Consider the following 12170-nt stretch of genomic DNA (forward strand, 5'->3'; position numbering starts at 1 on the left):
GGTCGCAAGATCGCCCTTTTTTACTTTGCTTTTTTAACCGTGTTTATTTTTCAGTTCAAAGCGTGGTGATACCAGACCATACAGTGTCCAACCAAGGAAGGTCACGATGGAACCGTACAGCATGGCTTCTTCCCCGGATGAGTACAGCGCATAAAAGCTATACATCGCGCCAACAAAAGCAACAAAGTTTGCAACTTTCGCTTTTGAGGGGGGCACATTAGCGACCTTCTGAATAATGACTAATGCCGCCATTGACAGAATATACGGAATGATATTGGTCACCACGGCCAGGTTAACCAGCACGTTGAACTGACTGTTTAGCGACGGGCTAATCGTCATCAGCGCCAACCCGCTCTGGATAATCACAATGGTCAACATTCCCTGCACCGGTGCATCCACTTTGGTTACACGGGAGAAAATTTTAGGGAAGTAGCCTTCATCAGATGAAGATTTAAACACCTGGGCAATGGTGAACTGCCAGCCAAGCAGCGAACCGCAGCAGGACATCACCATCAGCGCCATAATGACTTTACCCACTTCTGGTGTGAACATCTGTGCGAAGGCCAGGCCAAATGGTGCCGTTGAATTTGCCAGCTCCATATTGGGCACAATCCCTGCAATCACGTTGGTGGAGACGATATAAATCACCGCCGCACCTAACGTACCACCGAGTACCGCGATTGGCACATTACGTTCCGGGTTTTCCACTACATCAGTATTCGCACACGCAGACTCCAGACCAAGAAAAGCCCACAGCGTCATAGCGATGGAAGAACCTACTGCACTGAAGAACGGTGCATGATGCGGATTCCAGGAATCAACGTAAAGCGTCGGGCTAAACCAGAACCAGCCGATAATGCACAGGCCTACCACCGGAATAATGACCCCCCACACGGTAATGCTACTGATTTGCCCGGTAATGCGCGCACCACCAAAGTTAGCCACGGTACAAATCCACAGCACCCCGATGGTCGCAAGACCAATCTGCACTGGCGACAAACTCGCGCCGAGCAGTTCGGTGCCGTAACCAACCGCCGAAATAGCAATCGCGACGTTAGCAATCAGCAGTGAGACGCCGTAGGTATAGTTCGCCATAAAGTTACCGGATTTACCGAAAGCATACTCGGCATAACCGCCCATACCACCTGATTTACGGCTGAACATACCGCATTTTGCGAATGCCCATGCCAGTGCCATTGAGCCTACGGCTGTCACCAGCCAGGAGATAATTGAAATTGTCCCAACTTCGGCAAGCTTTGTCGGCAGCATGATGATACCGGAGCCCATCATGTTGACCATCGTCAGTATGGTTAACTGAACGACGCCCATTTTGTTCGATTTAGCCTGACTCATAATTTTTCCCCTTTCAACAGGGTGCTTTGCGCATCACGAGGCTTGATGACATAGCACCAAACTTGCTTACGACCATCATGTTCTTCGATATAGACACCCTGCAGCTCCGGTGCAAAACCTGGCAGCAGGTTGATCCCTTCTTCCAGAGCGCTGAAGTAACGCAAAACAGCACCACCCCAGATTTCACCCGGAACAACACACAGCACACCCGGAGGATAAGGAAGCGCCCCTTCGGCAGCGATACGACCTTCGGCATCCGGCAGACGAACCAGCTCCACTTCACCGCGTAAATAGGCGTAGTTGGCTTCTTGCGGATTCATGCTGACGTGTGGGAAGTGCGCTTTGCGGAACATCTCTTTTTGCAGTTGTTTCACGTTGTGGCGGGCATACAAATCATGCATTTCCTGGCACAACTGACGCAGGGTATAACCGGCGTAGCGCTCTTCATGCTGTTTGTAGATGGAAGGCAGCACTTCTGCTAATGGCGCGTCGGACTCAAGCAGTTTTTCGAAGCGTACCAGCAGGGCAACAAGTTGCTGAAGTTTGGCCATATCTTCTGCCGGAGTCAGCAGGAAGAGGATGGAGTTAAGATCGCATTTTTCCGGCACTACGCCATTTTCGCGCAGGAAGTTAGCAAGAATCGTCGCGGGTACACCGAACGCTTCATATTCGCCGTTACGTGCATCAATACCTGGGGTTGTCAGCAACAGTTTGCAAGGATCGACAAAGTATTGATTCTCTGTATAGCCTTCAAAAGAATGCCAGTGTTCCCCTGGTACAAACTGGAAGAAGCGCAGATCAACCGCAATTTGCGCTGTTTCATACGACTGCCAGGGTTTACCATCCACCAGTTCAGGTACGAACGGACGAATATGCTGACAGTTATCGAGGATCAGTTTGCGGGCATTAATGCCATTTACCACACAATCCATCCACATATTACGACCGCTGACACCTTCATGCATTTTGGCGTTGATATCCAGTGCGGCAAACAGCGGATAGAACGGGCTGGTGGAGGCGTGCATCATAAAGGCGTTGTTCATGCGTTTGTGCGGTACATAACGCTGTTGCCCTTTGATGTGGCTGTCTTTTTTATGGATTTGTGAAGTTTGAGAAAAACCAGCCTGCTGTTTATGTACGGATTGCGTAACTAGAATACCCGGATCGTTCTCATTAAGATCCAGCAACAGCGGCGAACAGTCAGCCATCATCGGGATAAATTGCTCATAGCCAACCCATGCGGAGTCAAACAGAATGTAGTCACACAGATGACCAATTTTATCCACCACCTGGCGGGCGTTATAAATCGTACCGTCGTAGGTGCCTAACTGAATTACAGCGAGGCGGAAAGGACGAGCCTCTTTTGCCCGCTGCGGTGCGACTTCCGCGATCAGCTCACGCAGGTAACTTTCTTCAAAACAGTGCGCATCAATGCCACCGATAAAGCCATACGGGTTACGTGCCGTTTCCAGATAAACCGGTGTTGCACCAGCCTGTAGCAACGCTCCGTGGTGGTTAGATTTGTGGTTATTGCGATCAAACAGCACCAGATCACCCGGTGTTAGCAGGGCGTTTAAAACCACTTTGTTAGAAGATGAAGTGCCATTTAGAACGAAGTATGTTTTATCGGCATTAAACACTTTTGCCGCATGTTGCTGTGCAATGCATGGCGCGCCTTCGTGAATCAGCAGATCGCCCATTGCTACGTCTGCGTTGCATAAGTCGGAACGGAACAGCGTTTCTCCGAAGTACTCCACGAACTGATTCCCTGCCGGATGACGACGGAAAAACTCACCTCTCTGATGACCCGGGCAGTCAAAAGCGCTATTGCCCTGATTGACATAATCGACCAGTGCGCGGAAGAAGGGCGGGCGCAGTTGCGTTTCATAATGGCTAGCAGCGGTTTCTAACTGACGTCCATAAAACTCTTTCCGTGATTCGCAATGCTCGAAGACACCAGAAATACGTGGCAGATATTCTGCTGGTACACGTTCTTCATTTTCCGTTGCAATAAAAACAGGAATGCCATAGCCAGTAGCGTCTATTTTATCGAGTTTTCCACGTTCAACATCATTGACTGATAAAATAATGGCAGCAACGTCAATATAATTACTTTCGTCAATATTCACGCATGCACGATGAGTGGAAAAACAATCCGGGCAAGAACGGCTAACGGCAATTTTTAATTCTGACATTTTATTCATCTCTTTATTTCAGGTAATAGCAGGTCCTCAATTTCTCAAAGGAGAAATCGATCACGCCGGAAAAAAAGCAAAGCTCCACCGCTGATAAATAAATCAGTAGTTTGCTTTTTGCAGATGCAATAACCCAGACCAGCCCGGTAACTGGCTATACTCGTCATACCTCAAGTTGCAAGTGCTGCGACTCGAATTATTTAGAGTTTAAAAGGGTTAGCAGTATATGAGCACCGAGGAATACAGGTATTAACCTGTAATGCTTAAAGTCAGGGAGACCTGTACGTTGGGGTGCCCTTTAGTCAGAAGACTAGCGGGCATTAAAGAAATGAAAGTCAAAACTATTACGATGGGCAAACTTCATGATATGGGTTGTCCGCCTTATATGAGGCATTAAGCGGTTATTATTTTCCATTTACCTTTACCGCTTGCTGTGTCAGTTGAAGGTAGAGTTATTCTATCCATGAAATGGCTATAATCTGTGAAGAAGATCAACAAAAAACGATCATACCCCAGATAATAAATCATTAATTATGAATATCGCCATATTAGATGCTGTTTTGTTACTTAAATGTTGTAATTTCGTGTTTTATATTTGCGTTAAGAAATTAAACCTGCCAAATAATAATATTCGGCGCAGGTTTAATAATAAATTAATCACTATTTAAGCGAATTTATTGAATAACAATTCAAAGCATAAACCGATACCCAATACCGGTTTCAGTAATGAAGTGGCGAGGCCGGGCCGGATCCTGTTCCAGTTTTTGTCGCAGATGTCCCATATAAATACGCAAATAGTGACTGTGTTCGACCGCGTTTGGCCCCCACACCTGGTTAAGGAGCTGGCGCTGGGTGAGTACTTTTCCGGCATTGTTGAGCAGCACCGCCAGCAGGCGGAACTCAATTGGTGTGAGATGCACCTCTTCCTCACCCCGGTGAATCACGCGGGCGGCTAAATCGACGGTAACATCGGAAAATTTCACCAGCGGATCGGGCGCGGCGGTGGCGGAGTGGCGGCGTAAAGCGACGCGCAGACGGGCCTGCAATTCGCCAATGCCAAACGGCTTACTCAGATAATCATCCGCTCCGGCATCCAGCGCGGCGATCTTGTCGCTCTCTTCGCTGCGTGCGGAAAGCACAATCACCGGCACCGGGCTCCACTGGCGCAGGTCGCGGATAAACTCAATCCCATCACCATCGGGCAGGCCGAGATCGAGAATAATCAAATCTGGCTTACGGGTTGCCGCTTCCAGCAAGCCGCGTTGCAGAGTTTCGGCCTCAAAGACGCGCATCCCGTCGCCCTCCAGCGCCGTGCGCAGAAAGCGACGAATAGCCTGTTCATCTTCAACAATCAGAACGTTTGTCACATATCCTCATGAAAGTCTTCAAGTTCAGGAGCGGTTTGCTGGGGAAGTGTAACACGAAAACAGGCACCACCTTCCGGTCGGTTGAACGCGGTAATGGTGCAGCCGTGTACATCCACAATCGCCCGACAAATTGCCAACCCAAGCCCGACACCCGGCACCGCCGACTCTTTATTCCCGCGAGCAAACTTATCAAATATCGTCTGCTCCTGGCCTGGCGGAAGACCGGGGCCGTTATCCCAGACATCCAGTTGTAGATTTTCGCCCTCAACGTGGGCATCGATACCAATTTCGGCCTGCGCACCCGCATATTTCACCGCGTTCTCCAGCAGATTAATCAGCACCCGTTCAAAGAGTGGCCCGTCAACGTGGATTAAGGTCAGCGGTTCTGGCAGAGAAAGATTGATGGGCGACGATAAACCCGGTTCCAGCATTTGCAGCGCGCTGCCGACTACTTCTTCCAGCGTTAACCACTCTTTCTTCAAATTAAAGCCGCCGGACTGAATTCGCGCCATATCCAGTAGATTATTCACCAGTCGGGTAGTGTTCAGCACATGCTGACGAATCTCGCTGGCCTGGCGGGCGTGGGGTGATCCTTCGCTTGCCAGATCGAGCGTTAAGATTTCTGCCTGACCAAACAGCACCGTAAGCGGCGTGCGTAAATCATGCGAAAGCGCTGCCAGCAGGGCGTTGCGGATCTGTTCACGTTCGCTTGCCATCCGCGCCTGTTCTTCGCTGGCGGTTAGCGTCAGCCGCTCAAGGGCATTGGCGACTAACAGCGTAAAAGTCTCCAGCAGGCGCTGCTGTTCCGGGATCATCAACTGGCGCAGATTCCCCGGCTCCACCACCACCAGCCCGTAGGTTTTCTCGCCGCTTTTTAGCGGCAAAATCTGGTACGGTACACCGGGTAACGTGTCGGTGCCCGCGCCCGCAGGCAGGCCTTTATCAAAACTCCACTGCGCGATGGCATCGTCCCATGGCGTCATTCCTTGCGGATGTGTTAACGGCTGCAATTTACCGTTGTCATCGGGCAACAACACCTGACTGCGTGCATGAAACGTGTAGGCAATAAATTGTTCGCTGGTGGCGGCGATGTCCTGCGGACTGCGGCCCACCGCCAGAGCTTTCGACATTTCATATAAGTGCCGTGTGCGTTGCTCGCGGTAACGGGCTACCCGCGCCTGATAACGCACGCCAGCAGTAAGGTTTCCGATCACCAGCCCGACGGTTAACATCACCGCGAAGGTCAGCAGATATTGCACATCAGAGACGGCGAGCGTGCCGCGTGGGGCGATAAAAAAGAGATCGAAACTCACCACATTAATGACGGTGGCAACCACCGAAGGCCAGCGTCCATAAAATAGCGCCACCACCACCACGCCAAGCAGATACAGCATCACCAGGTTGGCGGCATCAAACGCCATCAGCCACTGCATAGCAATTAAGGTGATAACGGCGCATAACGCGGCGGCAACCACGCATCCCTGAATCTGTACCCGCCACTTGTCTTTAAATGAGCGGCTATCCGGCGCGTTGTTAATCGTGCGGGCGGGTGGTTCATCAAGCGCGACCAGCACCTGATCGAGATCGGGGGCGATGCGCGCCAGTCGGTCAGCAAATGTTTCCCGACGCCACCAGCGGCGCGAGGCTGGGCGACCGAGAATAATCTTGCCGAGATTATGTTCACGGGCATAACGCACTACCGCTTTCTCTTCCGCTGGAGCAGAAAGTGTTGCCGTCTCCGCGCCCAGCTCCTGCGCCAGACGTAAGGTGCTGAGAATTGCCCGACGTTTTTTCTCCGGTAAGCGATGCAGGGCAGGGGTTTCAACATACACCGCGTGCCAGACGCTCCCCAGCCGTGACGCTAGCCGCGCCGCCGCGCGGACCAGTTTTTCGCTGCCGGTGTTATGGCCGATGCATAAAAGGATCGCGTCGCGCGTGTGCCAGACTTTCTCTTCGCCAGGATGCCCCCGCTAGGCGCGCATTTGCTCATCAACGCGCTCGGCAGTACGGCGCAGTGCCAGTTCGCGCAGGGCGATCAGATTGCCTTTGCGGAAAAAATGTTCAATGGCGCGCTCCGCCTGCCCGGCAATATAGACTTTGCCTTCTTTCAGCCGCTGGCGCAGATCGTCCGGGGGCAAGTCCACCAGCACCACGTCGTCGGCGGCATCGAAAAAAGGATCGGGCACGGTTTCCCGTACCTGAATTCCGGTGACGCCGCTGACTACATCATTCAGACTTTCCAGATGCTGAACGTTGACGGTTGTGAAAACATCAATGCCAGCTTCCAGCAGTTCTTCGATATCCTGCCAGCGTTTAGGATGACGAGAACCTGGCGCATTACTGTGCGCCAGTTCGTCCATTAAGATCAGCGCCGGACGGCGGGCGAGGGCGGCATCGAGATCAAACTCGCTGATATGCCGCCCACGGTACGCCTGGCGTTTCAGAGGCAGAACAGCCAGCCCTTCAAGCATGGCGGCGGTATCTTTCCGCCCATGGGTTTCTACCACACCAACCACAATATCCAGCCCTTGCGCCCGCAGTCGCTGGGCTTCTGCCAGCATCGCCCAGGTCTTCCCGACGCCTGCACAGGCACTGAAGAAAACTTTCAGCTTCCCCCGATGCGGCGCGGCAGTTTGTTCCAGCAGACGGTCGGGGTCGGGACGTAAGGGTTCGTTATTCATCAAGCTTATCCAGTGCCAGATTGAGTTCGACAATGTTGACGACCGGCTGGCCGATATATTTCACCAGCGGTTGTTGGCTGTATTTTGCGATCAGCTGCGTGAGCTGTTCAACGCTGAGATTACGCGCTTTTGCGAGGCGTGGGATCTGCCAGGCCGCCGCTTGCGGGGTGATGTTATTGTCCAGTCCGCTTGCCGACGCCGTCACCAGTTCAACCGGAACGTTCGTGCTGGCGTCCGGGTTAGCGGCCCGTAATGCGGCAACGCGTGCGGCTATCTGTTTATCCAGCTCCGGGTTACTGACTGCCAGATTGCTCCCGCCAGAAGCCTGTGGATTATAGGGCATTTCTGCTGTTGCCGACGGGCGACCATGAAAATAGCCGTTGCCGGTAAAATTTTGCCCGATTAATGCCGAACCGCGCACCGTATCACCTTCACGAATCAACGAACCGTTGGCCTGCTAGGGATACCACCATTGCCCCAGTGCGGTGGTCAGCAGCGGGTAAACGCCGCCAGTAATCAATAACAGAAAGAGAAATGTCGATAATGCCGGACGTAATCCACTCATGGTAAACCTCACACCAGACTACAAACGGTTAGCAGTAAATCAATGACTTTGATACCAATAAACGGCACCAGCAGCCCACCCAGACCGTAAATCCATAAGTTACGGCGCAACATGGCAGAAGCGGTAAGCGGTTTATAACTCACGCCTTTTAACGCCAGAGGAATCAAAAAGACGATAATCAAGGCGTTGAAAATGACCGCACTGAGAATGGCGGAGTCGGGCGAATGCAGGCGCATGATGTTCAGCGCATTTAACTGCGGATATGTTGCCGCGAACGCCGCCGGAATAATGGCGAAGTATTTCGCCACATCGTTGGCAATGCTGAAGGTGGTCAGCGAGCCACGGGTCATCAGCATCTGTTTGCCAATGTGCACCACCTCGATCAACTTGGTCGGGTTAGAGTCGAGATCCACCATATTGCCCGCCTCTTTCGCCGCCTGGGTGCCGGAGTTCATCGCCACCGCGACATCTGCCTGCGCCAGCGCCGGAGCATCGTTGGTGCTGTCGCCGGTCATCGCTACCAAACGACCTTCCGCCTGATACTGACGGATCAATGCCAGCTTGGCCTCCGGTGTCGCTTCGGCGAGAAAATCATCGACACCCGCTTCCGCAGCTATCGCGGCGGCAGTCAGACGGTTATCGCCGGTAATCATCACCGTTTTAATGCCCATTTGCGCAGCTGGGCGAAGCGCTCTTTAATACCGCCTTTGACGATATCTTTCAGCGCAATAACGCCCAGCAAACGAGAACCTTCCACCACCACCAGTGGCGTGGCTCCTTGACGCGCAACCTGATCGACTTTTTGATCAACATCGGCAGGGAAGTGACCGCCGTTAGCCTCAATATGGCGGCGAATGGCATCGACAGAACCTTTACGGATCATGCGGTTGTCGATGTTGATCCCGCTCATCCGGCTTTGCGCAGTAAACGGTACAAAGGTGGCATGGAGCGACTGCACATCGCGCTCGCGCAGGTTAAAACGTTGCTTGGCGAGGATCACAATACTGCGACCTTCCGGCGTTTCATCAGCCAGCGAAGCCAGTTGTGCGGCGTCAGCCAGCGTTTTTTCATCCACGCCCTGCGCGGGGATAAACTCCGACGCCTGACGGTTACCGAGTGTGATGGTGCCGGTTTTATCCAGTAGCAGAACGTCAACGTCACCTGCCGCTTCAACTGCACGTCCGCTGGTGGCAATCACATTCGCGCCCAGCATCCGACTCATCCCGGCGACGCCGATCGCTGACAACAGGCCACCAATAGTGGTTGGGATCAGACAGACCAGCAGCGCCACCAGTACCGTTACACTCACGGCATTACCGCCCCACGCGGAAAACGGCCACAGCGTGGCGGTTGCCAGTAAAAAGACGATGGTCAGAGCAATCAGCAGGATAGTCAGGGCAATCTCGTTCGGTGTTTTGCGTCGCTGTGCGCCTTCCACCATCGCGATCATCCGATCCAGAAATGTCTCACCGGGGTTAACGCTACACTCAATCACCAGCCAGTCAGAAAGAATACGCGTGCCGCCGGTGACGGAGGCAAAATCGCCGCCGGATTCACGGATCACCGGTGCCGATTCCCCGGTGATGGCGCTTTCATCGACCGATGCGCCGCCTTCAATGACTTCACCATCGCAGGGGATAATATCGCCAGCTTCTACCAGCACGATGTCACCTTTACGCAGTTGATCGGCAGGAACTTTGTCCGCTGCAGCGCCATATTTCGGCTCACGCAGCTTGCGGGCAAAGGCAGTTTTTTTCACCCCTTTAAGACTGTTGGCCTGCGCTTTACTGCGGCCTTCTGCCAGCGCCTCGGTGAAATTAGCGAACAGTACGGTGACCCACAGCCAGCCGCTAATTGCCGCGCTAAACAGCGCATTGCCAGGCATCGCACCGCTTGCCATCGCGATGCTAATACAGGTGGTCAGCAGACTGCCGATCCAGACGATAAACATCACCGGATTGCGCCATTGCGCCTGCGGGTTTAATTTTTTCACCGCTTCTTTCAGCGCCTGAACGACAAGTGTTGGTTCGAATAGCGCCAGTTGTTTACGACTCATATTCAGTGCTCACTCAATATCATCAGGAGAGATATTCCGCCACCGGACCAAGCGCCAGGGCAGGGATAAAGGTCAGTGCGCCAACCAGCAACACGGTGCCGATTAACAGGCCAACAAACAGCGGGCCGTGCGTTGGCAGCGTGCCGGAGCTGGCGGGTTGGCTCTTTTTACTCACCAGCGAACCGGCAATTGCCATCACCGGGATAATCACCCCGAAGCGACCGACAAACATGCAGAACGCCAGTAAACAGTTCCAGAACGGAGAGTTGGCGCTTAATCCGGCAAAGGCGCTGCCGTTGTTGTTAGCGGCGGACGACACGGCGTACAGCACTTCGCTAAAACCATGCGGGCCAGGGTTAAGCATGGCGCTACGTCCGGCGTCGGTCATCATCGCCAACGCCGCGCCCATCAGTACCAGTGTTGGAGTAACCAGAATCGCCAGTGCAGTCAGTTTCATCTCGCGTACGTCGATTTTTTTACCCAGATATTCCGGTGTACGACCAATCATCAGCCCGGCAATAAACACCGCCAGCAGGACAAACAGCATCATGCCGTAAAGACCAGAACCGACACCGCCGAACACCACTTCACCAATTTGCATTAGCCACATCGGCACCATGCCGCCGAGAGCGGTAAACGAATCATGCATCGCAATCACCGCGCCACAGGACGCCGCCGTAGTCACGACCGCAAACAGGCTACTGACCAGCACGCCGAAACGGCTCTCTTTACCTTCCATATTGATGCTGCTGTCTGCGCCGAGCGCCAGCAGATGAGGATTACCCTGAACTTCTGCCCACATAACCACGCCTACGCAGATGACAAAAATCACTGACATCGCCCACAGCAACATGCGCCCCTGGCGGCGATCGCCCGTCACTTCACCAAAGGCAAAGCACAGCGCTGTTGGGATCAAGAAGATCGCCAGCATCTGCACGAAGTTGGTCAGTGCGGTTGGGTTTTCAAACGGATGCGACGAGTTGGCATTAAAGAAGCCACCGCCGTTAGTACCGAGCATCTTGATCGCTTCCTGAGAAGCTACTGGTCCCATGGGTAACAGCTGTTGCGCTCCTTCAACGGTATTCACTGCCTGATAGGGCAGAAAGTTTTGCAGCGCACCTTGTTGAATAAAAAACAGTGCGATCAACAACGCCACAGGGACTAGCACCCATAACGTGATGCGTAGCAGATCGACCCAGGCATTCCCGAGTGTGCTCATGCTCTGGCGAGTAAACGCACGGATGAAGGCAAAAATCACCGCAATCCCGCTGGCGGCAGAAAGAAAGTTTTGTACCGTTAAGCCTGCCATCTGGCTGAAATAGCTCAACGTGGTTTCACCGCTATAAGATTGCCAGTTGGTATTCGTGACAAAGCTGACGGCGGTATTCAGCGCCAGATCCCACGACAGCCCCGGCAACTGCTGTGGATTAAGCGGCAGATAGTGCTGACCGAGCAACATAAAAAACAGCACCGCCAGCCCCAGCATGTTCAGGCCGAGAATGGCACAAAGATATTGCTTCCAGTTCATCTCATAGTCAGAGACGCCAGGTAAACGAAAGAGTATACGTTCAACGCCCGCTGTACCTGGAAGAGGAATGTCATTAATCAGCCGCGCCAGCCCGCTGCCTAAAGGACGCGCCAGCACCATTAATACCAGTAAAAACGTGGCAATCAGTAAGAACCCTTGCGCAGCCATCAGAACGCCTCCGCATTGATCAGGGCATAAACCAAATAACCCAGTAATAAAAACACCAGCAACACGCCGGCTATCACGCCTGCACTCACAGTGCACCTCCAGTGGCCTAAAAGTGATACCGGAAGAGTAGAATTCTGGCTGCAAAGATTTCGCAAAAATCTGCGGACGGGGTGTAAAAAAAGTATAAAAATGGCAAAGGCTATGATTTAACTGATGGTTAGTATTAATTTAACTTTTGTGTAATTTAATTACAGTGT

The 12170-nt window shown here is 52.8% G+C and carries 7 protein-coding genes and 3 pseudogenes; all 10 read right to left on the bottom strand.

The genetic code is table 11. The features are described from left to right. Positions 1 to 33: 33 nt before the first annotated feature. Positions 34 to 1353, bottom strand: coding sequence for a putrescine-ornithine antiporter (potE, locus tag ACUU1M_RS15485; protein WP_000075845.1), 1320 nt, complete (start codon positions 1351 to 1353; stop codon positions 34 to 36). Then, entirely contained in the window at positions 1350 to 3548 is a 2199-nt protein-coding gene (gene speF / locus ACUU1M_RS15490; RefSeq protein WP_005073311.1) for an ornithine decarboxylase SpeF, read from the bottom strand. The genes potE and speF overlap by 4 nt, the downstream gene beginning before the upstream one ends. A 310-nt stretch (positions 3549 to 3858) precedes the next feature. Continuing rightward, entirely contained in the window at positions 3859 to 3963 is a 105-nt protein-coding gene (speFL, locus tag ACUU1M_RS15495; protein ID WP_001312672.1) for a leader peptide SpeFL, read from the bottom strand. Next, positions 3942 to 4076 (bottom strand): hypothetical protein, encoded by a 135-nt coding sequence (locus ACUU1M_RS15500; RefSeq protein WP_005049430.1) that lies wholly within the window; start codon positions 4074 to 4076, stop codon positions 3942 to 3944. Before ACUU1M_RS15500 ends, speFL begins: the two co-directional genes overlap by 22 nt. A 161-nt stretch (positions 4077 to 4237) precedes the next feature. Beyond that, positions 4238 to 4915, bottom strand: a complete 678-nt coding sequence (gene kdpE / locus ACUU1M_RS15505) for a two-component system response regulator KdpE (RefSeq protein WP_000186088.1) — start codon at positions 4913 to 4915, stop codon at positions 4238 to 4240. Beyond that, positions 4912 to 7596 (bottom strand): annotated as a pseudogene (gene kdpD, locus ACUU1M_RS15510) (two-component system sensor histidine kinase KdpD). Before kdpD ends, kdpE begins: the two are co-directional and overlap by 4 nt. Next, positions 7589 to 8161, bottom strand: a pseudogene (gene kdpC, locus ACUU1M_RS15515) (K(+)-transporting ATPase subunit C). The pseudogenes kdpD and kdpC overlap by 8 nt, the downstream one beginning before the upstream one ends. 8 nt (positions 8162 to 8169) lie before the next feature. Next, positions 8170 to 10217: pseudogene (gene kdpB, locus ACUU1M_RS15520) on the bottom strand (potassium-transporting ATPase subunit KdpB). Positions 10218 to 10239: 22 nt separating this feature from the next. Next, a complete protein-coding gene (gene kdpA, locus ACUU1M_RS15525; RefSeq protein WP_152029007.1) occupies positions 10240 to 11913 on the bottom strand; it encodes a potassium-transporting ATPase subunit KdpA in 1674 nt (557 codons plus the stop codon). Beyond that, on the bottom strand, positions 11913 to 12002 hold the full coding sequence (gene kdpF, locus ACUU1M_RS15530) for a K(+)-transporting ATPase subunit F (protein ID WP_001365534.1): 90 nt from the start codon (positions 12000 to 12002) through the stop codon (positions 11913 to 11915). The genes kdpA and kdpF overlap by 1 nt, the downstream gene beginning before the upstream one ends. Positions 12003 to 12170: the final 168 nt, after the last annotated feature.

The sequence above is a fragment of the Shigella sp. SIG6 genome (assembly GCF_053555815.1).